Here is a 22,412-nt window from a genome sequence, read left to right as displayed (position 1 = left end):
GGACGCTTCCTCGTCCCTAGCATCCGAAATCTCCGGACGCTTCGGAGGCCGATCCCGGACCCTTCCTTCCCCGAAGTGTCCCCAGAGCCGGGACACTTCTTCCCCCGGAGGGTCCGGACCCTTCCGTGGCTGTTCCCGGTTCCTTTCCGCACCACAGGATGCGCGGTCTCCGCACGCTTTCGCTCCCCGAGCGTCCGGGGGCTCCGCACCCGCTACCGGGGCGAGTTCTGCGATGCGATACACCGCGCGCTGCCCCCGGTGTCCCGCCACCACCGTCTGCAGGACCTTCTTCTCGCGCAGCGCCCGGAGCACGGCGTAGCGGCCGGAGCGCCCGGTCACCCGCATGCGCCGCACCAGCTGCGGATCGTCCTCGATGCCGGGCCAGCACTCACGGGTGGCGTCGTTGGCGCATTCGGCGAGCACGCTGAGCGCGTGGCGCTCGCGCCAGGTCAGGCTGTCGGGTGCGTGATCGAGCACCTCGGTGAACAGGTGAATGCCCACGGCCGGTCTTCCTTCGCAGAGATGCGGGAGCTCGGGCGTAGTCGCGGTTCGGCGCGGCGCCGGGCGCGGTGACCCGGGGCGGGGGCCGGGGCCGCGCGTCGGAGCGTGCCCGGCGGTGGACGACATGTTCGGCGCGCTCGGCGCGCTCGGCGCGGAGAACGGTGCCTACGGTGGTGGAGGACACACCGAGCCGCGCTTCGATTTCGAGCGCGGACAGGCCGAACGAGGCCAGGTGGATGATCTCGTTGTGGCGGGCGGCGGTCCGCTCCATACGGGTCGGTTCGTTTGCGGCCCCGGTGTCGGGAACGGCTGCGGGGTCGTCAAGGGTGTCGTCGTCCCAGGCCCCCACCGGTGCCCAGTATCGGCTGCGGGCCTGGTTGCGGGCGCGGCTGTATGCCTGGGCATCGACGCCGTGCCGACGCGGATCGGCGCACCACAGTGTGTCGTACAGGGCCTTGACCGCCCGGACCGTGCGCACGCACACCCGTTCGCGGGCCATCAGGGCGCTGACGCAGCCCCGGGCCATGCCCAGGCGAGCGGCGAGACGGGCCTGCGGCCATCCAGCGGCGACCAGGGCCTGCAGGCGCCGCCGGGTGCCGGTGGCGTCGATGACGGTGGCCGGTCCGAGGAGGTCCTCGGTGGGTTCGATGGCCAGAACGGCTTGGGCGAGGCCGGGGCGTACCTGCCGCTGCGGTGGGGTGCCGCGTTCGGGACGGCCGTGCAGGACGGCCTGCAGCCGCTTGCGGTCCACCCCGGCGGCCTGGGCGATGCGGCGCAGGCCCAGGCCGCACGCCTGCAGCCGGCGCAGGTGTGCGCGGACCGGTGCGGCATCGACGTACGGTTGCCACTGGCCCCGGCGTACGGCCTGTTCGCGGGCGTCGCGCCACTGGGCGACGGCGAAGCCGCACACGTAGCAGCGGCAGCCGTCGAGCTTGTACCGGGCATAGCCGTGGTCTCGCGGGCTCATACCGTCGGCCCCTGTATCACCCGTAGGAGGCTGTGGACGTAGTCGCGGGTGAGGCCGAGCCGGTCGGCGATCTCGTTTTCGGCCAGATGGTACGCGGCGAGGTGCGCGACCTCTGTGCGGCGCTCGGAGGCGGTGGTCTGCGGTGCCGGGAGCCCGACGGAAGGCGCCATCCGGTGGCGCTCCAGGGCGGTGGCACCGCCCCAGATCCCGGCGCGCTCGGTGATGCTTTTGCCGTCTTCCATGGTCAGGGCCGCGGACAGGCAGGCGGCGCGGACCGGGCACCCGTCACAGATGGCCATGGCCCGCTCGATCTGAGCGTGGTAAAGCGCGCCCCAGCCTTTGGGGAAGAACAGGTCGGGGTCCTGGCCGCGGCAGGCGGCACGGCGCTGCCACGCGGTCTCGACTCTGTCCGGGGCCACAGACGGTGCCGAGGCGTACGGCCGCCCGCGCGGACTCTGCCCGCGCCTCCGTGTCATGGAGACTTCCCCGGGTCGGCGGGAAGGTGGGGCAGGGCGAGGGCAGTCAGGTGCCCGTCGTGCCACGCGCGGGCGATATCGGCGCGGCCGGTCCTGGCGAAGCGCACGGAGTGCGTGCGGGCCCGGCGGGGCGCGATGCGAACGCCCGGCACCTCGTGCAGGACCCCGGTCTGCGGGTCGGCCCACGCCGTGCGGCCCGTGGCGGTCAGGTCGTGCAGGATCCGCTCGGCGAACGCGGGACGGACGGTGGTGACGAACCGGCGCTCGACTTCGGTGGGGTACTCGGCCGCCACCCATCGGGTGAACGCCCGCTCGTCGGTGACCTGTGCTTCGGCGGTGCTACCGGTGAGGCTGACCACGGCGACCTGACGGCCGTCGGGTAGCGCGGCGGCGACCTGGCGGAGGCCATGGTCCTGTGCGGCCGCGTCCAGCAGTTGCTGGGCCTCGGCGCGGGCCTGCTGGTATGCCGTGCCGATCGCGTCCAGCAGGGCGCGCAGGACCGCCTCGCGGGCGACCGCGTCCTTGACGTTCATGCCGCTTCGCCTCCCAGCATCAGCGCGCGGGCCTGCTGGAATTCGGTGGTGGTCCCTTTGGACAGGGGGTGGCCGAAGGTGTCCGCGAACTGCTCGGGCAGGGCGTCGGTGAACTGGATCTGCCGGGCGGCGTCCCACATGCCGGCCAGCGCGGCCTCACGGGCGACAGCATCGCCGTCCGGTGACGCCGGGTGCCCCGCAGCCGTGTCCCGTCCGGCTGGTTCAGGCGCGGTGGGCTGCGGCGTGCGGGGTTCCGGACGTACGGGTGGGTCGGCGTTCAGATCTGGGGCAGCCGGTGTCTTCCCGGCGTCGCCTGGGGGCGGGTGCGCGGCCGACCAGCGCACGACCGCCTCACGGGAGCCATCGTCGTACAGCGACAGACCGAACTGGTCCCCCAGGTTGGTGGCACAGCGTTTTAGCGCCTGGGACAGAGCCGTCTTCAGCGCCATGTCGTGGGCGTCGCCGAAGGACGGCTGGTGTACGGCCTCGCCCACGGCGCCGTCGTCCCAGGCTCCGATCCGGCGGCCGTCGGTGGCATAGACGGTGAGACGGACCTGTGCCCGGTAGACGACGGTCCAGGCCGTGTACGGGGCACCGTAGGGGCGGCCGTCGGCGTCCTTCTTGCGCAGTTGGGCGCTGTGTTCGGCCACCAGGTCCAGGGCGAGAGTGCGGATGCCGTAGCCACCGAAACCGAAGACACGAAGGAGCTGGCGGCGGATGTCCCAGGCCTCCATGTGGGCCAGTCCCCGGAACATGCTGACACGTTGAGGGCTGACCGGTGCGAGGAGAACCTTCAGCTGGGGGTCGGTGAGCGTACTCATCGGGCGGCGCTTCCGGTGCGGTGGTTCGATGCGGCACGCGCCCGGGGTACGACGATGACGGCGCGGCGGGCACGGCTGATGCACTGGGCCGGGCCGGGCGTCAGGGGCGGGCGGGCGCAGTGCGGCTGGTACCGGAGGCCGGTACGGCGCACGGCGCGGTGAAGGAGCGTTCCCATGGTGGGCTCCCGATAGCGGGTTGGCGGTCAGGCGATGACACATCCGAGCGAGAGAACCCGGCCGCCCGCAGCAAGGAGGGGGGGCGGGCGGCCGGGGGCGGGCCGGGCGCTGGGGGACAGTGCCGCACGGCCCGCGCGGTGGGGGCACTCAGCGGGCCCTGAGGCCCCGTTGGTCGGCGTGGCGCTGTCCGGTGCCCTTGCGGCGCACCGCGTTCGGGTCGCCCGCCGCGACGATGCGGCGGGTCTTCGGTGACACCCTGAAGCGCATGCACGTCTTCGCGTCGGCGGTGAACCGTTCCCCCGTGCGGGGGTTTTGACGGGTACCGGCGGGCCGCTGCGCCGGACGGAAGGTGCCGAAGTTCGTGACACTGACCGGCTCACCGGCTGTCACCGTACGCACGACGACGTCGAACAGGGCGGTGACGGCCCGGGCGGCCTGGCTTTGGGAGAGGCCGGATGCGGCGGCCACAGCGGTGTTGAGGGCGGTCTGATTCATGGAGATCACGTCTTCCGTGGGCGGAGTGACGGGCGGGGTACCGTCCGCTCGTCGGCGGTGGTCGGGCCGCCCTGGGGCGGGTGCGGCGCGCCGGGGGCGCTTCGCCGCACGGCGAGTTGCTCCACGGTGGCGCGGTCCTCATCGCCCAGATCGGCCAGTTGGCGGGTGTGCGGGTCGTATCCGAGGAGGACGACGGGGCCGTACAGGCAGTACGGGAGCGGGCCGCCGCGCACCCGCGCGACGAAGCCGGTGGCCAGCCAGTTCGACGGCAGGCCGTCACCGCGCCCTGTCTCGTGCACGACGGCGCAGACGGCGCCGCGTCCGAAGCGCCCATAGCGGGCGTACTCGGGCGCGCCACCGACGGCGGCGCTCAGCGCGGCGCGTCGGGCCTCCCCATCACGGGGCACCGTCAGGGGGCGGTAGGTGCCGTCCGGTGCGACGCGGACGGCCCGCAGCATCGCGGTGTTCATCAGGTCCTCCGGAGGTTTGGGCGCGCGGCGTGTGTCGCGGCAGTGCTGGTGCGCGGGCAGGCACGGCCCCGGCGGCCGGGACGGGCCGACCTCAGCCATCGGCCTCACCGCCCGGGTGGCTGCCGCCCATCCGCGTACGGGTGGCGACGTAGTAGCGCTGCGAGTCCGGCCCGCACGCGGTGAGCAGGCCCTCGGCCGCGAGCGCCTTGAGGTCGCGTCGCGCGGTCCTCCGCTTCGCGGCAAGCCCGAGACGGGCGTAGGCCGCCCTCGCCGCACCCGACGTGATCCTCCCCTGCGGGCGGCATCGCGCTTCGGCCAGCAGGGCGTCGGCCCGCATGGACTGATGGGTGGGCTTGGGAGCCGTTGCTCCGTTTCCGGTCATCAGGCTGGCTCCAGCAGGTGAAGCGGCGTGGACGGCGTCATGCGGGGAGGGCCGCCTTGACGGGCGCGGGCACGCTCGGGAACGGCCGGAGTGTCGCGCTCGCCGGTCACCACCGGGCGCAGCGCCTTCATGGCCGCCTTCTCGATCTGCCGGACGCGCACGGCGGAACAGCCCACGTGGGAGGCCACCGCTGCGTAGGACGTGCCCTCGCCGCGGAACTCGACCACCCAGCGCCAGGCATCAGGCAGCAAGTCGATGGCCTGGCGCAGACGAGCGGGGAACTGCGGCCCGTCGTAGTCCGGTGCCGCACGATCAGCAGGTCGACAGGCCGGGAAGCGCTCGTCGACCGTGGCCGGGTCAGCCCACCAGGCCACCGGGCGCTCCCGGTTCCGGGCGACACGGAAGTGGGCGACGATGGCGTTGCTCACCATCATCCTCAACAGCCGGGGCAGCGCGGGACCGACCAGCAGCCGTCCCCGCCGCAGCTGGGAAGCAAGGGCCAGCCAGGTCTCGGAGGCGATGTCGTCCGCGAGAACGGCGTCCACCCCGCCCAGCCGCGCGTAGGCCACCACCCGGGATTGGTGCTCGCGATACAGGGCACCGAGCTGGTCGGCGACATCTGCGGGCAAGGGAGCGTCCGAGCGCGGGGCCGGGGCCGTCATGACGGCTCCTCGTCCCATGCGCCGTAGCGCACCGTGCGAACCACGAGCTGCGCGTCCGGCGCCCGGTCGCGGTACCGGGCCAGACGGATCCGCGCCACGCCCCGGTCCGGTGTCCGGCCCACGACGTGCTCACCAGCCGTGTCCCCGGCGCGCACTCGGATGCCGAACTCAGCAGCCTCGGTCAGAGCGGTGCGGGCCTCGCCCTGTGCCTGCTCCAACAGACGGGTCAGGCGCTCATTCGCCGCGAGCAACCGCCGTGCGACGGCACGCAGTTCGTCTGTCGATGCAGCACCACCCTCAATCTCCCTGCCGAGGGTGACACGTTCCGGCTCCGACAGGGGCGCAGCGACAGCCAACAGCCAGTCGATCTCGGCGAGCAGGAGCGGGACGTCGTCGTGCGCCTCGGCGATCCACAGGGCCAGGTTTCCGGCCCAGTCCGGCAGCGTCGCCAAAACTTGCCCCTCGTGCTTGACCTGCCACACCTCGCCGTCGGACGCAACGGCTTCGTGGATCGTCCACGGGCCCGCGAGCCACTCGCCGAGCTGCCGCCGACGCACCAGGTCCAGCTGCTCGGAAGGCATCGGCTCAGGCATGCGGCTCGCCTCCCTCGGGCAGGGGCAGCCCGACCTGGCGGACCAGTTCATCGACCTGCAACTGCAGGCGCTCCAGTTCCGCCAGCACGCGGGCCAGCCGGGCACGTTCCACCCGAACCGACTCGCCGGCCGGGCATCCCAGAGCGTGCTGCAGCACCGACTCGTCAAGGGCGTCCAGCAGCGACTGGGAGATCTGCCAATCGAAGCGGGCCTGCTCGTCCGCCTCGCACTGCTGCGCCGACCAGTACACGTAGAACAGGTCGGCCAGCGCCGCCCCCTGCTCCTCCGGCCGTAGCCCCTCCCACGCACGGAAACCGATCACAGCGGGATCGACACCGTCGGGGTGCTCGTGCCGCAGGCGCGTCTGCGCCTGCTCGAACAAGGCACGGAAGGGGCGGTAAGACTCGTCGGCCAGGTCCACCGTCAGCGCGGCGAAGAACGCGTCGTCGCTCATGCCGCCACGCTCCCGCCAAGGGGATACGTGACGTACGCGAACGCGGCGAACAGGCGGCGATCACCGCCGTACACCGCGCCCAGCCCCGTACGGGCACTGACCTGCACGTCGAGGGGCTCCTCGGTGAGGCGGCGCAGGTACCGTTCCACGTCCTCGGCCATGGCCGGGAGGCGGGTGATCAGCGGCTGCACCGCCGACCCGAGATCGAAAGTCACCACCACGACGGCCGTACCGTCGCGGCTCTGAACTGCTACGGGCACGATCTGCCTCGTCTCTGAGGGAGTGCTGAGAGGGGCCCAGGCTCCGACCGCCGCGCGGCTCTGCGGCAGCGGGGCCACAACCGCGTCAGGCATCCGGGCGTACAGGGTGTCCCGCGCGGTTCGGTCGTCGGCGTGGCACCGTTCTCACCGCGTGCGTCGGAACTCGGCACAGGAACCGGATCTCGTCGCGGTCCTGGCGGCTGAACTGCAGGAACTTACCGAGCCGGTGGTGCGGGAAACCGCGGTGGTTGGCGCCGTCTCGCAACCAGCGTTCGCCGCAGCCGAGTTCCCGGGCTGCCTCACCGGGTTTCATGAACCCGTCGTGGACGACGGGAAGCGTCTTAGCGGGCACGGTGCCCTCTTCTCCCAGGGTCACCGTCCGGCGGACGAAGGGGCCGGCGGGGCCCTGAAGCGCACGTAGATCTCGTCGAGTTGGTGGCCGCCTGACCTGGGGCGCCGGGGACGGGTCGTGCTGCCGTGCGGCTCACATCGACCCGTATGGTGCCGCGTCCTGGGAGTGTGCGGCCGGTGCGACGTGGCGGCCCGCTCACCGAAGCGGTGGGCGGTGCGGTTCCACGAGAGCAAGGTAATCGTTTCTCATATCATTAACCAGCAATACGCGCCGGTAATTTGAAAGATTCTGCCGGTGCTCGTCGGCGGTTCTGCGAGGATCACGCCCCCACTGCGGGCTTCTCTGGCTGCCTCTGCGGGTTTCTGGGACGATGTGCCCCATGGCCGCCACCCAGGACAGCGCCGCCCTGCAGCGTCTCGCCGACCTGACCACGGAACGCCGCATCCAGCTGGGCATGACCAAGAGCGACCTGGCGCGGGCCGCCGGGCTGACCATCAACACCTACAACAAGGTCGAGGCCGCCCGACCCGTCCGGGACACCACGTACGGGAAGATCGAGCCCGTGCTCGGCTGGGCCACCGGCGCCTGCCGGGAGGTGCTCGCCGGAGCCGACGAGGCTCCCGTGGCCATGACGTCCTCCGAGTACGGGGCACCCCGCGCGGCCTCCCCGGAGGTGTTCCAACGGGACATCGAGGAGGCGGTACAGGCCGCCGCGATCACCGCGACGGACAACCTGACGACCGCCGACGTGCGCAAGCTGAAGCAGCACGTGGTGGAGGAGCTGCGCCGGCGCGGCTACCTGCCTCCTGCCGCAACCGCTGACTGATCTGTTCCAGGCGGGGCCCTGCTCAGGCGTCCCGTCAGTGTGCCAACGCCCGGCCGACGCCTGTTCCATCCACCGGCCGGCCCGGACGACACGAAGTGCAGCCCAGCCCGGTGCCCCGGCCGGTGTCCTCCGGGTCAGAACCAGCTTGTTGCCCGACCGAGTTGCCAGGCGCGGACCGCGTGGCGGTCCGTTGTTTCGGTGCAGGGATCCATGGCATCTGGCGAGAACCACGCCAGCTCGGAGCACCGATCGGGTTCGCGGTTCTCGGGTACGCCGTCCCACCGGGCGGTGTGAAAATACCATCCGACGACGGGTGTGCCGTCGTCGCTGATCTTGTTCAGCACATGGGCGGTGCGCAGAACTTCGGCAGGTACGTGGAGGCCGACTTCTTCTTCGGCCTCGCGCGCGGCTGCCTGGACCAGCAGTTCGCCGTGCTCGACACGGCCACCGGGCAGCGACCACATGCCGTCGGCGAACCCGGTGTTCGCACGCCGCATGAACAGAATGAGGCCTTCACGGTTTTCGATGATGAGGCCGGCGAAGACGACGGAGGGGCGCTGGGACGCAGGCACACAGGTCCTTCTGTGGAAGTTGGTGTCCGACAGACTGTACTGGGGCGGCAGCACAGTCGAATGCGGGCGCTGTGCAGCCTGGGTACCCGTGTGCCCGCTGGTCAGAAGATCGGGGGGCGTCCCGCACGAATCAACCGGATCACGGTGCGCCAGCTCATGGGTGAGCGCGCACCGGGGCGGGCGCTCAGGCCCTCACGGAGTCCGGCAAATGTGGCCCGCCAGGCGTCCCAGCCGCGCACCCGCCATACGGTCAGCACCACCCAGGTCGCCAGGCTGAGCGGGATCAGTGGGGCGGGGAGGTTGCGGCGGGCCAGCCACACCCGGTTGCGCGCGGTGAGCCGGTAGAACTCGGCATGCCGGGCCGGATGGGTAGCCGGGTGGTGGACGACGATCTCGGGCCGGTACAGGCCCCGATAGCCCCGGTCCCACAGCCGCCAGGCGAGGTCCACGCCTTCATGGAAGAGCCGGAAGGCGCCGGGCCAGGCCCCGGCGCTTTCGAAGGCCGACCGGCGCACCATGACGACGCCCTCGGCCATGACCGTCACGATGCCCGGGCGCGTCACATCGGCGGAGCGCAGGCGCGGCACCCAGCGGCGCAAGGTAGCGCCGGTGACGGGGTCGGCGATACGCGGCTGGACGTAGGCCAGCGCAAGGTCACGGGTGAGCTCGGCGGCGAGCCGGGCCAGCACGTCGCGGGCGGGCAAGACGGCGTCGTTGTCGAAGAAGAACAGCAGGTCGCCCTTGACGTTGGCGGCGCCGACGTTGCGGCCTTCGGGGATGCCCACGTTGTCCGGCAATTCCACGGTGCGTACGCCGTCGGGGACGTGGGCGGGGGCGACACCGTTGCCGACCACCACGACGTCGAGGGTGACGTCCTCCTGCTCCAGGAGGGAAGCCAGGCTTCTCGGTTCCTCATCGGGGCGGTCGTTCATGGTCAGGACGACCGCGCCGACGGTCGGCCGGGAAGCGCCAGTGCTCACGGGCAGGATCTTTCGGTAGCGGCAACGTCACCTACTGGTCGCCTTACCGTAATGCACGCCACCCCTGTGCCGGACGGTTCAGGGGGCCGGGGCCAAGGTGTCGATCGCGGTCCGCACCACGCCGCCCAGCACTGCACGCACGTGCGGGGCGTCGGTGCGCGGCCGACGGTTGACGAGCGCATCGGCGACAACGAAGGTGGCCGCTGCCGCGGTGCCCCGGTGCTCGGCGACGGCGAAGACGGCGGCGGCCTCCATGTCCGCGACGAGGATGCCTTCGGCGCCGTACCACGTTACCTCCTGCACGGTTTCCCGGTAGGGCGCATCGGTGCTCCACGCGGCGCCGGTGCGTGCCGGCAAGCCGTGGGTGCGAAGGGTCCGGTGCAGGCGTCGGCTCAGCGCGGAGGCGGGGCGGGCATAGCGTGCGGGGGCGAGGTAGTGGTGGGAGAGGCCTTCGTCGCGCAGGGCTTGGGAGCACACCACCACGTCTCCGGCTGTGAGGGACGTCTGCAGTGATGCCGCGGTCCCGACGGTGATGACCGTGCGCGCACCTAGCGCGATCAGTTGTTCGAGCACCAGGCCGGCGGCGGGGGCGCCCGGGCCGAAGCCGCCGCACAGGCCCACCGTCGCGCCGTGGCGCTCGATCAGTCCCAGGTCCCCGCGGACCCACCCCGGGAGCGGGTGCACGGCGAAGCGGGCCTGAGCGTCGTACAGGACGGTCCGCTGGTAGACGAGGATGACGCCGGCCAGGCCCGTGAGCGTCGCATGCGGGTGCCGGGAGCGTACCCAGGCGGCGTGCTCCGTGGGGTCGGTCACCGCTGGGAGAGTGTGTTTGCCGGGACCTGGGAGAAGCCCGTCGCCGCTCACTGGGCGGCCTCTCGTGCGGCCAGGGCGGTGGCGAGCTGGTCTTCGGCGGTGCGGTTGACGTGGTTGAGGACGTGCCACGGCAGGACGGGATCGTCCATGTGCCGCAGGTGCCGGTCGTAGTCCAGGCCGTGTCGGTCGAGCGCCTCGACGAGTTGGTCCTTGGTCAGTTCCGCCAGGTCGGTGCCGGCGTCGTAGAGGTCTTCCAGGACGTGGCCGACGCGGCGGTCGCCGCGGGAGCAGACGACTTCCAGGTGCATCCGGCCGGTGGCGAACTGCTCCACCCGGTAGTGCGCCGCGAAGTCCGTGTCACCGGCCAGCGCGCGGACGCGGTCGCGGACCTGGTCGCCGTAGGCGTGGACCACGTCCGGGTCCATCATCGCCAGACGCTGTGTGGGCGTGCCGGGCTTCGGCATGAACTGGTGCAGCTTGATGATCACGTTGGTGTCCGTGGCACCGAGCCGCCGCCGCACGTCCACGGCGTAGTCGGCGATGGCGAGACGGTCTGCGGGGCGCTCGCCGGGGGCGCCGAGGATGAAGTAAAGCATGACCGTGTTGATGTTCCCGTTCGCCCGGCACAGTTCAAGGGCCCGGTGGATGCGCGCGGGAGTCTGGGTCTTGCCGTACAGCGCGACGAGGTCGGGACTGGCCCACTCGGGGGCAATGGTGATCACGCCGCGCGCCTTCGCCACGTGCAGTTCGGTGAACAGGTGGCCGAAGTCGCCCAGTTCGGTGACGGCGTCGAGATAGTCGGCGCTGATCTCGTCGGCCCGGATAGAACCGATGATCGTGGTCACCTGGCGGCCTGCGGCGGCGGCACGGTGGGCGTAGGCGCGCAGGCGCTCCAGGAGCTGTTGGCGGTGCCGGTACTGGGTGAAGGTCGGTGCGCTGATGATGACGGTGGGGACCTGGAGTTCTTCGAGACGGTCGATGTAGGCGAGCAGCAGTGGGAGAGGTGCCTGCCGGAAGGGCGGGATGCCGAGGTTGCAGAACGAGCAGGTGTGGCGGCAGCCGATGACCGGGTGCATGCCGGCGGCCGTCCCGTCAGTGATCGGGTAGACGAAGTGTGCGTCGCGCAGCTCGCCGACGCCGAGGTACTGGGCGTGCACGCGCGCCGGCACTCTGACGCTCCGGGGGCCCAGCGCCTGAACGCCGCCGCCGGGAGCGAAGTGCGGTTCGTACAGGGCCGGCACATAGAGCCCGGGCACCCGCGCAAGGTCCTGCAGCAGGGCCGCCCGCGCGGGCGGCGTGCCAGCCGCGGGGTGCGCGGCCTTGGCCCGATGGACAAGGTGCAGCAGCTCGGCGAGGGACTGTTCGGCTTCGCCGATGGCCACCACGTCGAGGTAGTCCGCCAGCGGTTCGGGGTCGGCCAGGCCCTGGTTGCCGCCGATGACGAGCGGGTGGCGGCCCGGAACACGGTCGCGGCTGCGCCGGGGGACCCCGGCCAGATCCAGCAGGCGCAGCACGCTGTGCAGATCCCCGGCGTTGATCATGGAGATGCCGACGATGTCCGCCTCCCGCACCGGACGGGGCGACTCGATCGTGCGGTAGGGCACACCGTCCGGGGTGGAGAGGCGGTTGCCCTCCCGGACGAGACAGTCGTACTGCAGGGCCCGTTCGGCGACGGCCGGGATGTTGGGACTGCGGTTGACCAGGTCGTACAGAGCCATCGGCCCGTTGCACATCAGCGAGAAGGCGTGGCCGAACGGAAGCATGAAGACCATGCGCAGCAGCCCGCCGGAAATCTTGCGCGGGTACGGGGCGGTCAGACGGGTCTCGTGCAGGTTGGCGATCTCCTCATCGAGGACCGACGCCGGGCCGGAGCTGAGGGCGTGCGGTACCTCACGGCGGTGCGGGTGAGTGCGGGGCTGGTCGGGCGTGGTGTTGGCGGACGGGCCGTGCGGGGTCTCCGAGTGCTCCGCCGCGGGGGCCGCCTGGGCGGGTACGGCGCGGTCGGCGGACGTGCCGGGGGCGGCGGGGCGGGTGTCGGGGCGGGGCGAAGCAGGGGCGCGGCGTGCCATCATCGGTCGTCCTTCGGGGTCACGGTGCGGGGTACGTGCGGGCGACCTGGGCGGTGGCCTGCCGGATGGCGTCGGTGATCTGCTGCTCGTCGGCAGCGGGGACCCGTGGGTGCAGGCAGGGGCACAGCAACCGGTCGGTGAGCCGTTCGGCGCGCGGGCAGTTCCGGCCGCGGAGGTGCTCGTGCACCCGGCGGTGGAAGAGGTAGGCAGGCCGGTCGCTGATGATGCTGCCGACCCCGTACTCCCGGGCCAGGGTTTCCATCAGCGCATCGCGCCCCCGGCCGGCCCAGGTCTCGGGCACGAGCAGGTTGTGCCGGTAGTACAAGTGCTGATGATCATGCAAGGTCGGCGGCGGTGTCAGCTCTTCGACGTCGGAGAGGAGCGTGGTGCGCTGGTGCGCACGGGCGATGCGCGCGTCGTTCATCTCGTCCAGGCGGGCGAGCTGGACCAGTCCGACGGCCGCCTGCGCCTTGGTCATCATCTGGTTGGTGCCCCATTCCTGGGTGCCGCCGTAGGTGCGCAACCGGCGCAGGCGCTCGGCCAGGAAGGCGTCGTTGGTGGTGACCATGCCGCCCTGGCCGAGGGTCGTCATGAGTTTCTTCGACTCGAAGGAGAACATCGTGGCCCAGCCCTCGGCGCCCACACGGGCTCCGGACGGGGACCGGCCGCCGCAGGCCCGCGCGGCGTCCACGATCACCCGGGGCGGGCCGTGCACCGGATGCGGGTGCCGCGCGGCCAGCTCCACGAACGGGCGCAGGTCGCAGACCGCGCCGTTCCAGTGCGTCACCACGATGGCCCTTGTACGGGCGCTGAGAACCCGCTCGGTATCCACCGGGTCAAGATTCAGCGTGGGCAGCGCGGGTTCGGCCAGAACGAGGCGGGCGCCCTGACCGATGACGGCCAGGTGCGGACCGACGAAGTTCACGGCACAGGAGACCACCTCGTCCCCGGGGCCCAGGTGCAGGCAGCGCAGCAGCATCTCCAGGGCGGTGCCGCCGGAGTTGAAGGCGACGGCGCACCGGCTGCCGGTGTAGACGGCGAACGCCTCCTCGAAGGCGGCCACGCCCACGGTGGCCTTCCAGCCGACCCGCCAGTCGTCCGACTCGGCCAGCAGCGCGTCCACTGCGGCGTGCTCGGCGGCCGTGTACCAGCCGCCCTGAGCCGGTTCGACCGGCCACCGCAGGCGGGACCGGGAGCGGGGCACGGTCGCACGGTCAGTGGGCATGGCGGTCCTCTTGGCGACCCTCTGGGCGGTTCTCGAAGTCGGTGATGAGCGCGAGCTTCGCCGCGGCCGACGAGGTCACGTCGAACCGGTAGGTCATCCACTGCCGGACCAGCTCCCGTGCCAGGCCGAGACCGACCACGCCCTGCCCGAGCGCCAGCATCTGGGCGTTGTTGTGGAGCACCGCATGCCGGATTGACAGCGGGTCGTGGGCGGTCACCGCGCGCACTCCCCGGACCTTGTTGGCCGCGATGGCGACGCCCAAGCCGGTGTGACACACCAGCACCCCCCGGTCGGCCGCGCCTGCCGCGACCATCTGCGCGGCCGCGAACGCCACCTCCGGATAGACGGCGCCCCCTCGGGTGTCCACGCCGACATCCGTCACCGACGAGACCAGCACACTGGACCGCAGATCCGCGGCCAAGGCTTCCTTGTACGCGTGACCGGCCTGATCGGAGCCGACCACAATGCGCAACCGTTCCACCGGCGCCCCCTTCCCACGTGATGCCGCCGGACCGCGCCGGTGGCCTGTGCCCACATCTCACCGTCCGCCCGCCGCGCCGGGGAGGGCTCACACGAGGGCTCACAGCTCGCAGCGGCGGTTCACCGCTACCCTGCAGGGCAATAACCTCGGCAGCGCACCCTGCGCGCTTCGGTCAACTCTCGGCACCCGGGCCTGATCATCAGGCCCTACGGCGCCCGACCACTGTCCCCGTCTCTTCGCATAAGCCTTTTCCAGCGCTGCCCCGGAAGGGGAACAGGTGACCATGACTGACCGCCGGGCCCGCCCGCCCAACACGGAACTGGCCCGGCTCATCGAAGCCTGCGGCGCGAGCAAGAAGTCCTTGGCTCTGCGCGTGAACCAGTTGGCGCACCACGCCGGAATACAGGCCTCCTACTCCCACACCAGTCTCGCCAACTGGGCCCAGCGGGGTGTGACCCCGAAGTGGCCCGTGCCCGTCCTGCTCGCCCAGGCGGTCGGCGAACGCCTCGGCCGGCCCGTGACCCTCGCCGACATCGGCATGGAGCAGGGCGAGACACTGGATGCTCAGGTGGGATTGGATTTCGCCCGGGACCGTGCGGATGCGGTCCGTGTCGCCACCTCGTTCTGGAGCAGCGTGAACCGTCGCGATTTTCTGACCGGATCCGGCTTCGCCGCGTCCGCCTTCACCACTCCGGTGACCCGCTGGCTGGCCATCCCCGCCGACCAGACTGCCGATCACAGCGGAGGCCGGCGGGTCGGCCGGGCCGACCTCGCCGAGCTGCGCGAGTCCGCTGACGAGGCCCGCCGCTGGGACTCCAAGTACGGCGGCGGCAACTGGAAGGCCAGTTCCGTCACCGCCTGCCTGACCCAGCGCTCCGCTCCCCTGCTGCGCGGCTCCTTCTCCGACGCCGTCGGCCGCGAGCTGTTTTCCGTCACCGCGGAACTGTCCCGCCTCGCCGGGTGGACCGCTTTCGATGTCGGTCGCCATGACGCCGCACAGCGCCACTTCATCCAGGCACTGCGTCTGGCCCGCGCCGGCGGCAATGTACAACTCGGCTGCTACATCCTGACCACCATGGCCATGCAGGCGCTCCTGCGCGGTTTCGTCTCCGAAGCCATCGACATGGCCCAGGGCGCCCACGAACGCGCCAAGGCCCAAGCCGTCCCACGGGTGCTGGCCTTCACCAAACTCATCGAGGCCCGCGCCCACGCCCGAGACAACAATGCCCCAGCAGCCTCCCGGGCCCTGGCCGCCTCAGAATGCCTCCTCGGGCAGGCCGACGCCCGGCAAGGGGATGATCCGGCCTACATCGACTTCTATCATCACGCCCGGCTGTCCGCCGACGCGGCCGAGATCTTCCGGGACCTGCACAACCCCGAGGCTGCCCTCGCCTGGAATCGGCAGGCCGCCGCCATGCCACCGGGTGTCTTCACCCGCTCGGTCGGCATGCGGCTCGCCATCGTCGGCACCGCCCACCTCCAGGCCCGCGACCTGGACCGCGGCCTCGCACTCGGGCACCAATCCGTCGACATCCTCGCCCGCGTGCAGTCCACCCGGGCCACCGACTACGTCCGCGAGTTCACCACCGCCCTGGCCCCCTGGCGCCACGAGCCGGCTGTCCGCGGTTTCGTCCACCGCGTCCGCACCGAACTGAACGTCGCGGCCTGACGGCCATCTGGTCAACGACAGGAGCGCCCGATCGGCGAGCCGCGTCTCCCCGGGTGGTGGCAGGCGTCCCTCCCGGTGCCCCAGATGCACCTGACCGGGCCCTGCGGACGTACCCCAGCACCGTCACACAGCATCGGCAAGCCTCCTGATACCCGTCCCGCTCGGCCTTCCGCACCGACAGGGTGGCTCGGCGATTGTTACGGGCGGGGCACGGAGCGGACTCGCGCACCGACGCATACTCCAAGCTTCCCCGGCCGGGAGCCCCCGCTACGCGGCCCTGGGCACAGGCTCGCACAGACACCCAGCCGTCCGAGCTCGGCCGACTTGGAGCAGCTACGGCTGCGCTGCAGTGATCCCGACGGGGCGGGCTGCCCCCGTGGGGACCAGTTCGCCGAGACGCCCCCGTTGTTCGGTCCACCCGGCGTCGCCGCTGGGTGAGACGCCGGGTGCGGTGCTGTCGTGTCCCACTGCGAGGCAAGCACCAACGACGACAAGACCACCTGCCCGTCCTCGGCCGCCGGACACTTCGATGAGCGTCGTCGGCGCCCTCTGCCGCGCATACCGACCGCAGATTTCACGATTTCCGCCTACGGCAGGCGCCGCTGACCGTAGGCTCCATTCGCGCGGCATCCTGCTCTGCCTCCGATCCACCACGCGCCCGGACACCGGGTCCGGGGCCGATCACCGGAGGTGCGCAAGATGCGACGCCGCTTAGGGAACCTGGCCGACCGGCTGGGCCGACGCGAACTGGCACTCATCGTCATCGGAGCCTTCGTCTCCGCTGTGGCAGCCAAGTTCGTGGACGCCCTGCTGTAGCTGGCGAACCTGGTGTTGACGCCACCAGGTTCGCCAGCCGCTCAGCGGCCGGGTGCCCACCAGCCCCGGGGGCACGTCCTACGCGTCCCCGGGGCCAGCGGCTCGGCTGTCGGGCACGGACCGTTACAGCCCCGCATAGCTTTCCTCACACCTTTGCGGTGGCCTACGCGCTTCGATCGTGCACGGACACAGTTAACTTACTACTGGCGTGAGCCTCTCACATGGCTATTGCGTACGCACTAGTTATTCGACAAGCGAAGCTTGCTTCTTGACTGCCCATTCGGCGCTCTCGACTCGTTTCGTTGACCCCACACAATCGTGTGCCGGCATGGATGTATCGGCAGGGATTGGGGGGCGTCTGGCCAACCGGGTGCCACGCCACGCTGCGGGGATGCACCGGGCTCTCTCCCTTGTGCATCAACTGCGCAGCGATGTCACGCAGCTCACCGCACGTCGCAATCACGTGGTGACTCGGGATGCGTAACGAGTGGATCCGCCGGTGGTCAAGCAGCGTCTTGGCCGGGTCGAGCTCTCGTCCCCGGGCTCGCGCGGGCGACAGGGGCTCCGTTCGTAATCCGTGTCCAGCAGGTCCTCGATCAACACCGGCCGGGCCGGCTCCCCAGTGTCACTGCCCTACCCAGTGCGAAGGTCCCTCCAGGCCAGGACGACCCAACCGTCGGCGACCGGGCGGATGGTGGCCTGCTGACGTCTGCCGTCCCTTGTTCCGAGCGGGCCACGCACGCGACACGTCGGGCGGGGCCCTGTCAGTGGGGTGTGCTTGGCTTTTTCGCACACTCGGTTGCGCTGGGGCGGCGACGCCAGGCAGTGAAGGGGTTGGGGTGTCCATGGGGGCGGAGGACGTGCCGAACGAGTCGTTGTGGGGGAAGTCGCGGGGGCTGGATCCGCAGTTGCCGCCGTATCCGCTGGTGCGGCATCTGCTGGATGCGGCGGCCAAGGCCTTGCATCTGTGGGACGAGTACCTGTCGGCGAACCAGCGGTGCAGCATCGCGGCTGGTCTGGGGGTCGGCGATGATGAGGCAGCGGCGCGGGCGGCGGTCGGCCTGTGTGCCGGGTTGCACGATGTGGGCAAGCTGTCCGGCTTCCAGTTCTGTTCCCGGCACGGCCGCGCACACCTTGATCCGGTGTTCCGTGCGGATGCCGGGACGATGACGGCCGACCGGATGGGGCATGACGTGGCCGGTCTGAAGGCGGCCGAGGCCGCCCTGGCCGCCCTGGGGTTCGATACGGAGGACGAGTACGGGGCTGCGGCACGGATCGCGGAGATCATCGGGGGGCATCACGGCCGGTTCCACCGCCCGGATGACACCGGGGGCGACGATCCCTTCCTGGGTACCGGCGTGTGGGAGCGGCAGCGGGTGGCCCATGTGCGGGCGGTGCACTGTCTGCTGGGAGCGCCTGCGGAGCCGGAGTCTTTCGCTGCGCCTGCGGCCGTGCTCGTGACGGGTGTGGTGATCCTGGCGGACTGGCTGGTCAGCCAGGCGGACTACCTGCGGCGCCGGCAGCAGAGCCTGGAGGCATCACTGGAAGAACACTTCGTGCGGTCCTGTGCGGATGCGGCGGGGCTGCTGGCCGAGGCCGGGCTGACGCCGGTGGAGTTGTCCCGGCGAGGCTTCTCGGAGGCGTACGGGATCGCCGGGGAGCCCAACCCGTTGCAGCGATCCGTCATGAAAGAGCTGCCCTCTGGTGTGGGACGTGGCGGGCGGGGCGGGATCCTGCTGGTCACTGCGGCGCCGGGGGACGGCAAGAGCGAGGCCGCTTTGGAAGCCGAGCGCGTGGTGTCGGCCGCGTTCGGGACCCGGGGGCTGGCTTTCCTGCTGCCGACAATGGCGACGAGTGATCAGATGTACGGGCGGGTGGCAGGTGCGCTGCGCCGGCAGGCGGGTGATGGTGCCGGGCTGACGCTCGTCCACAGTATGGCCTGGCTCAACGACGCCTACAGCGACGACGACCTGGCCGCGGGGACGCCGGTGGTGACCTGCGACGGCGACGAGCGTGCCGTGGGCCGGGAGCGTGCGGAGGCGGACATGCGGCCCCAGCAGTGGCTGCGGGGGGCGAAGCGCCCGCTGCTGGCACAGTTCACGGTGGGCACGGTGGACCAGGCGCTGATGGCGGTGCTGCCGGTGCGGCACAACGCCCTGCGGCTGCTGGCGCTGTCGAACAAGACGTTCATCGTGGACGAGGCGCACGCCTACGACCCGTACATGCAGGTGCTGTTGGCGCGGCTGCTGAACTGGCTGGGGGCCTACGGGGTTCCGGTGGTGCTGCTGTCGGCGACCTTGCCGGCCTCCGTGAGCGACCGGCTGATCAAGGAGTATCTCCGGGGCGCCGGCCACCGCACGGATCGCCTCGCGCAGCTGTCCTTCCCGGCGCCGTACCCGGGCTGGCTGTATGTGGATGCCGCCGCGGCACCAGGTGCCGGTGGCCCGCGGGCCACCGCGATTTCCCAAGAGGCCAAGACGGCGCAGGCTGTTGTGCGGAACATGGCGCTGCGGGTGCAGGTCGAGCCGGTCACCCACGGGCCGACGCGGCGCGCGGCGCGCCGCCGGCTGGCGGTGATCGAGTGCCTGCTGGCCCCGGTCGTCGAAGGCCAGGGCGGCGTCGCCCTGGTGGTGTGCAACACGGTGGCCGACGCACAGGAGACCTATCAGGCGTTGCGGGCGCGCGTCGATGACCGCTCCCACCAGGACGGTGGTGACGTGCAGCTCCTGCACGCCCGGTTCCCCGGGGAGGTGCGGGAGCGGCGCACCGCGTCGGTTACCGGCGGGCTGGGGCGCACCGGGCCGCGGCCGGTGCGCCGCATCGTCGTGGCCACGCAGGTGGTCGAGCAGTCGCTGGACCTGGATGCCGACCTGGTGATCAGCGATCTGGCGCCACTGGCACTGTTGTTGCAGCGGGCCGGCCGGTGCTGGCGGCACGAGAACTGGTGGGCCCGCCGTGCGCGGGCCGACGGGCCCAGTCGCCCGGCCTGGGCCAGGGAGCCGGTGCTGGTGGTCCTGGATCCGCTGGCCGGGGGCGGCAGCGTGCCGCGGCACTGGGGCGAGGTGTATACCGAACACCTCCTGGCCGCCACGTCCGCGGCCGTCGCTGCCCTGGACGGGCGCACCGTCGCGGTTCCCGGCGAGGTGCAGGCGCTGGTGGAGTCCGTGCACGGCACGGCAGCGGAGCCCGTCGACTGGGAGGCCCTCGACGCCCGGGGTCGTATGGCCTGGAGCGCGCATCGCGGCAAGGAGCTGGCCGAGCGCGGGCAGGCGGGCCTGGTGGTCATTCCCCGGGCGCAGCAGGTGGGTGGTCTGCATGCGCTGCACAGCCTGCCCGGCGAGGAGGACGAGTGGGAGACCGCCACCCGGCTGGGAGCGGAATCGGTGCGGCTGCTGTGCGTCTACCTGCATCCGGACGGCCGCACGACACTCGACCTCGATGGCCAGGAGCCGCTGCCTGCGGCCGGCCCCGGTGATGCGGTCACGGCGGCTGCGGTCCGTGCCGTGATGCGCCGCACGGTGCCGGTGCGCGGGACCTGGTTTTCGGGAGAGGACCGGGAACGGTTGGCGCCGCCCGCCGCGTGGGGGCAGCATCCGCTGCTCAGCGAGGTCTTGGTCCTGTGCCAGCCGGTGGTGGCAGGGGTGCCGCAGCCGGTGGCGGTGAGCGGCAAAAGGCTTTACCTGGACGAGGATCTGGGGCTGGTACGGCAGTAGGCAGCGTCGGCTTGTAGTGCGCACCCCCACGGTGGCGGGGAGAGAGCTCCGGAGAGGACCGGTCCGCGCTCGTTCAGCGGAACACCCCCACGGTGGTGAGGAACAGTGACACGAAGGCGCGGACTGGGCATCGCCCGGCTGCACGATACGCCGCAGCCGACGCGGCACGCAGCGTCGGCACCTGCGCGTGCGGGCGGCCGTCGGCTCGTTCCCCCCATCCGGTCCATCGCGGGCACCGCCCTCACGTACGGACCCCCCTCTTTAACTCCCCGGTCTTTCAGCTTGATTGGGCTGCGGACGATCGCCGGCTCTGGTTCACTCGGCCGTGGGGCCCGGCCCCGGACGCCCGTTGTCAGTGGCGGGTGCTTGGATGTGCAACACGTCGCGGCGGTCCCGCCGTTGACGACGGTGTGCCCTGGTCCGGGGTGTGCTGTGCTGCGATACGTCGGTGAGAGGGGACGGCGGTGGGTGGGGGGTTCGATCTGCGGGACGAGCCGTGGATTCCGGTGCGCTTAGCAGACGGTGCGCCGCTGCGGCTGGGGCTGCGCGGGGTCTTCAAGCGGGCGCACGAGATCACCGACCTGGAGCTGCCGGTGGCACCGGCCGCGGCGGGCCTGCTGCGCATCCTGGCCGCGGTGACGGCCCGGGTCGCCGGCGCACACGGGGTCACGCTCGGCGATCCGGGGCCGGCGGAGAACCTCCAGGACTGGCTGCGGCTGCGACACAAGGTCCTGCGTCACGGCAGGTTCGAACCCGGCGCGGTGGACGCGTACTTCGATGGGGCGGTGCCGGCGGGCCGGTTCGATCTCTTCGATGCCGCGCGGCCGTTCCTGCAGGATCCGCGGCTGGCGACGGAGTGCGTCACGGCGAGCGGCGAGCCGAATCCGTCGGGGGTCAACAAGCTCGTCTTCGGGCGGCCGACCGGCGTCAACGGCGCCATTTTGTTCGGGCACTTCACCGACGCCGCGCCGGCGCCGGTCCCCGCGGCCGAGGCCGCCTGGCATCTGATCGCGCAGCTGTTCTTCGGCCCGTCGGGCCAGTGCACCCCCCGGCGCATCACCGACCAGCGCACCGGCAGCACCGACGCGGCCCCATTGCGCAAATCCGTGTCGTACTTCCCCTGGGGGCGAGAGCTGTTCACCACGCTGGTGCTGGCCGTGCCCCGCCCCGATACGGCCCCGGACGAAGGAGGACAGGATGCCTGTCCGTGGGAGGAGGACCTCCGCTCCCCGCTGGCGCCGCTTGAGCCCCTGACCTGGCCGGGGCGGCTGCTGACCGGCCGCTTTCGGCACGCCGCCCTCCTGGTGCCGTCCGAGGATCACCGCGCGGTCACCGACGCCTACCTCACCTGGGCCACCCACGAACGGCCCCATCGGGTGCGCGACCCGTACCAGATCCTGGACCGGCGCACGGACGGCGGCTTCCAGCCGCGGGAGGCGGACGGCGCCCGGGCGCTGTGGCGCGATGTGGACGCGCTGCTGCTGAAGACCAGCCGCATCGACGCGCAGCGCCCGCCCTGCCTGGAAGAGCTGCCCAAGGCCCTGCGGCCGACGCTACGGGTGCGGGCGTACGGCTTCGACCAGGACGGTCAGCAAAAGGACAGCGTCTGGTTCCAGGCGACGACTCCCCCGGTGCTGCAGTGGCAGGAGGAGAACGACCGGTCCATGGCCCACCACATCGCCCGCTGCCACGAGGCCGCCGAGCGCACCGGGCAACGGCTGGAGCTCGCCGCCATGGTCGGCTGGAAGCTGTCCGCCGCCCCGGCCGCGGACGCCTCGCCGACGGCCAAGGTCCGTCTCGATCGCCGCAAGCCCGGCCCGTGGGCGTCCGCGGCGCTGCACCGGTTCTGGCCGGCCGCCGAGGACACGTTCTGGCGCCTGGCCGTCCCCGAGCAGGCCGGGACGGAGGTCCTGCGGCCCTTCGTGGAGACGGCGTTGACCGCGCTGGACGCGGCCGTCGGCGGGGTCAGCCGGGCCGACATCCGCGTGGCCCGGGCCCGCAGCCGGGCCCGCGGCCTGCTGCTGGCGCTGCTGCGTCCGGCCACGGCCGACTGACCCGACCGCACCCGCACTGTTCCCGCTCCACCGCACCACCACCCGTCACCG

At 71.6% G+C, this 22,412-nt stretch carries 21 protein-coding genes; 4 read left to right on the top strand and 17 right to left on the bottom strand.

Annotated features, from left to right (window positions below; genetic code table 11):
• Window positions 1-388: 388 nt before the first annotated feature.
• The 11 genes from JXZ78_RS12110 to JXZ78_RS12060 form a co-directional block, all read right to left on the bottom strand.
• Window positions 389-1,468: a hypothetical protein gene (locus JXZ78_RS12110; RefSeq protein ID WP_238782996.1), complete on the bottom strand. Its 1,080-nt coding sequence runs from the start codon at window positions 1,466-1,468 to the stop codon at window positions 389-391.
• Entirely contained in the window at window positions 1,465-1,887 is a 423-nt protein-coding gene (locus JXZ78_RS12105) for a WhiB family transcriptional regulator (protein ID WP_238782995.1), read from the bottom strand. Before JXZ78_RS12105 ends, JXZ78_RS12110 begins: the two co-directional genes overlap by 4 nt.
• 53 nt (window positions 1,888-1,940) lie before the next feature.
• Window positions 1,941-2,477 (bottom strand): hypothetical protein, encoded by a 537-nt coding sequence (locus tag JXZ78_RS12100; protein ID WP_238782994.1) that lies wholly within the window; start codon window positions 2,475-2,477, stop codon window positions 1,941-1,943.
• Window positions 2,474-3,298, bottom strand: coding sequence for a Rad52/Rad22 family DNA repair protein (locus JXZ78_RS12095; RefSeq protein ID WP_238782993.1), 825 nt, complete (start codon window positions 3,296-3,298; stop codon window positions 2,474-2,476). Before JXZ78_RS12095 ends, JXZ78_RS12100 begins: the two co-directional genes overlap by 4 nt.
• A gap of 324 nt (window positions 3,299-3,622) precedes the next feature.
• On the bottom strand, window positions 3,623-3,970 hold the full coding sequence (locus JXZ78_RS12090; protein ID WP_238782992.1) for an HU family DNA-binding protein: 348 nt from the start codon (window positions 3,968-3,970) through the stop codon (window positions 3,623-3,625).
• Window positions 3,971-3,975: 5 nt separating this feature from the next.
• Window positions 3,976-4,539: a hypothetical protein gene (locus JXZ78_RS12085; protein ID WP_238782991.1), complete on the bottom strand. Its 564-nt coding sequence runs from the start codon at window positions 4,537-4,539 to the stop codon at window positions 3,976-3,978.
• Window positions 4,532-4,822: a hypothetical protein gene (locus JXZ78_RS12080; RefSeq protein WP_238782990.1), complete on the bottom strand. Its 291-nt coding sequence runs from the start codon at window positions 4,820-4,822 to the stop codon at window positions 4,532-4,534. Before JXZ78_RS12080 ends, JXZ78_RS12085 begins: the two co-directional genes overlap by 8 nt.
• Window positions 4,822-5,484 (bottom strand): sigma-70 family RNA polymerase sigma factor, encoded by a 663-nt coding sequence (locus JXZ78_RS12075; protein ID WP_238782989.1) that lies wholly within the window; start codon window positions 5,482-5,484, stop codon window positions 4,822-4,824. Before JXZ78_RS12075 ends, JXZ78_RS12080 begins: the two co-directional genes overlap by 1 nt.
• On the bottom strand, window positions 5,481-6,077 hold the full coding sequence (locus JXZ78_RS12070; protein ID WP_238782988.1) for a hypothetical protein: 597 nt from the start codon (window positions 6,075-6,077) through the stop codon (window positions 5,481-5,483). The genes JXZ78_RS12075 and JXZ78_RS12070 overlap by 4 nt, the downstream gene beginning before the upstream one ends.
• On the bottom strand, window positions 6,070-6,531 hold the full coding sequence (locus JXZ78_RS12065; RefSeq protein WP_238782987.1) for a hypothetical protein: 462 nt from the start codon (window positions 6,529-6,531) through the stop codon (window positions 6,070-6,072). The genes JXZ78_RS12070 and JXZ78_RS12065 overlap by 8 nt, the downstream gene beginning before the upstream one ends.
• Window positions 6,528-6,791, bottom strand: coding sequence for a hypothetical protein (locus JXZ78_RS12060; RefSeq protein WP_238782986.1), 264 nt, complete (start codon window positions 6,789-6,791; stop codon window positions 6,528-6,530). Before JXZ78_RS12060 ends, JXZ78_RS12065 begins: the two co-directional genes overlap by 4 nt.
• Before the next feature lie 731 nt (window positions 6,792-7,522).
• Here JXZ78_RS12060 and JXZ78_RS12055 point away from each other — a divergent pair.
• On the top strand, window positions 7,523-7,969 hold the full coding sequence (locus JXZ78_RS12055) for a helix-turn-helix domain-containing protein (RefSeq protein ID WP_238782985.1): 447 nt from the start codon (window positions 7,523-7,525) through the stop codon (window positions 7,967-7,969).
• A gap of 134 nt (window positions 7,970-8,103) precedes the next feature.
• Here the strand turns inward: JXZ78_RS12055 and JXZ78_RS12050 are convergent, their stop codons facing one another.
• The 6 genes from JXZ78_RS12050 to JXZ78_RS12025 all read right to left on the bottom strand — a co-directional run bounded on the left by JXZ78_RS12050 (window position 8,104) and on the right by JXZ78_RS12025 (window position 14,109).
• On the bottom strand, window positions 8,104-8,541 hold the full coding sequence (locus JXZ78_RS12050; protein WP_238782984.1) for an NUDIX domain-containing protein: 438 nt from the start codon (window positions 8,539-8,541) through the stop codon (window positions 8,104-8,106).
• Window positions 8,542-8,642: 101 nt separating this feature from the next.
• The gene (locus JXZ78_RS12045) at window positions 8,643-9,521 is read right to left on the bottom strand and encodes a glycosyltransferase family 2 protein (RefSeq protein ID WP_238782983.1); all 879 of its coding nucleotides are present in this window, start codon (window positions 9,519-9,521) and stop codon (window positions 8,643-8,645) included.
• Between the two features lie 78 nt (window positions 9,522-9,599).
• Window positions 9,600-10,334, bottom strand: coding sequence for a nucleoside phosphorylase (locus JXZ78_RS12040; protein WP_238782982.1), 735 nt, complete (start codon window positions 10,332-10,334; stop codon window positions 9,600-9,602).
• A 47-nt stretch (window positions 10,335-10,381) separates the two neighbouring features.
• Window positions 10,382-12,406 (bottom strand): B12-binding domain-containing radical SAM protein, encoded by a 2,025-nt coding sequence (locus JXZ78_RS12035; protein ID WP_238782981.1) that lies wholly within the window; start codon window positions 12,404-12,406, stop codon window positions 10,382-10,384.
• 16 nt (window positions 12,407-12,422) lie between these two features.
• On the bottom strand, window positions 12,423-13,628 hold the full coding sequence (locus JXZ78_RS12030; RefSeq protein ID WP_238782980.1) for a DegT/DnrJ/EryC1/StrS family aminotransferase: 1,206 nt from the start codon (window positions 13,626-13,628) through the stop codon (window positions 12,423-12,425).
• Window positions 13,618-14,109, bottom strand: coding sequence for an RpiB/LacA/LacB family sugar-phosphate isomerase (locus JXZ78_RS12025; RefSeq protein WP_238782979.1), 492 nt, complete (start codon window positions 14,107-14,109; stop codon window positions 13,618-13,620). Before JXZ78_RS12025 ends, JXZ78_RS12030 begins: the two co-directional genes overlap by 11 nt.
• A gap of 283 nt (window positions 14,110-14,392) precedes the next feature.
• Here JXZ78_RS12025 and JXZ78_RS12020 point away from each other — a divergent pair, with 283 nt between their 5' ends.
• The 3 genes from JXZ78_RS12020 (at window position 14,393) to casA (ending at window position 22,361) form a co-directional block, all read left to right on the top strand.
• Window positions 14,393-15,778 (top strand): NsdA family TPR-like regulatory protein, encoded by a 1,386-nt coding sequence (locus tag JXZ78_RS12020; RefSeq protein ID WP_275127688.1) that lies wholly within the window; start codon window positions 14,393-14,395, stop codon window positions 15,776-15,778.
• Window positions 15,779-17,439: 1,661 nt separating this feature from the next.
• Entirely contained in the window at window positions 17,440-20,307 is a 2,868-nt protein-coding gene (gene cas3 / locus JXZ78_RS12015; RefSeq protein ID WP_238782977.1) for a CRISPR-associated helicase Cas3', read from the top strand.
• A gap of 464 nt (window positions 20,308-20,771) precedes the next feature.
• On the top strand, window positions 20,772-22,361 hold the full coding sequence (gene casA / locus JXZ78_RS12010; protein ID WP_308281003.1) for a type I-E CRISPR-associated protein Cse1/CasA: 1,590 nt from the start codon (window positions 20,772-20,774) through the stop codon (window positions 22,359-22,361).
• Window positions 22,362-22,412: the final 51 nt, after the last annotated feature.

The sequence above is a fragment of the Streptomyces monomycini genome (assembly GCF_022271435.1).
Lineage (GTDB): Bacteria > Actinomycetota > Actinomycetes > Streptomycetales > Streptomycetaceae > Streptomyces > Streptomyces monomycini.
Note: the sequence above shows the minus strand (reverse complement) of the source record. Positions and strands in the feature narration are given on the sequence as shown.

Excerpts from the sequence above, each read along its gene's own strand:
- JXZ78_RS12110 (WP_238782996.1), bottom strand. The coding sequence starts at position 1,468 with ATGAGCCCGCGAGACCACGGCTATGCCCGGTACAAGCTCGACGGCTGC.
- JXZ78_RS12100 (WP_238782994.1), bottom strand. The coding sequence starts at position 2,477 with ATGAACGTCAAGGACGCGGTCGCCCGCGAGGCGGTCCTGCGCGCCCTG.
- JXZ78_RS12095 (WP_238782993.1), bottom strand. The coding sequence starts at position 3,298 with ATGAGTACGCTCACCGACCCCCAGCTGAAGGTTCTCCTCGCACCGGTC.
- JXZ78_RS12090 (WP_238782992.1), bottom strand. The coding sequence starts at position 3,970 with ATGAATCAGACCGCCCTCAACACCGCTGTGGCCGCCGCATCCGGCCTC.
- JXZ78_RS12085 (WP_238782991.1), bottom strand. The coding sequence starts at position 4,539 with ATGGCTGAGGTCGGCCCGTCCCGGCCGCCGGGGCCGTGCCTGCCCGCG.
- JXZ78_RS12080 (WP_238782990.1), bottom strand. The coding sequence starts at position 4,822 with ATGACCGGAAACGGAGCAACGGCTCCCAAGCCCACCCATCAGTCCATG.
- JXZ78_RS12075 (WP_238782989.1), bottom strand. The coding sequence starts at position 5,484 with ATGACGGCCCCGGCCCCGCGCTCGGACGCTCCCTTGCCCGCAGATGTC.
- JXZ78_RS12070 (WP_238782988.1), bottom strand. The coding sequence starts at position 6,077 with ATGCCTGAGCCGATGCCTTCCGAGCAGCTGGACCTGGTGCGTCGGCGG.
- JXZ78_RS12065 (WP_238782987.1), bottom strand. The coding sequence starts at position 6,531 with ATGAGCGACGACGCGTTCTTCGCCGCGCTGACGGTGGACCTGGCCGAC.
- JXZ78_RS12055 (WP_238782985.1), top strand. The coding sequence starts at position 7,523 with ATGGCCGCCACCCAGGACAGCGCCGCCCTGCAGCGTCTCGCCGACCTG.
- JXZ78_RS12035 (WP_238782981.1), bottom strand. The coding sequence starts at position 12,406 with ATGATGGCACGCCGCGCCCCTGCTTCGCCCCGCCCCGACACCCGCCCC.
- JXZ78_RS12030 (WP_238782980.1), bottom strand. The coding sequence starts at position 13,628 with ATGCCCACTGACCGTGCGACCGTGCCCCGCTCCCGGTCCCGCCTGCGG.
- JXZ78_RS12020 (WP_275127688.1), top strand. The coding sequence starts at position 14,393 with ATGACTGACCGCCGGGCCCGCCCGCCCAACACGGAACTGGCCCGGCTC.
- cas3 (WP_238782977.1), top strand. The coding sequence starts at position 17,440 with ATGGGGGCGGAGGACGTGCCGAACGAGTCGTTGTGGGGGAAGTCGCGG.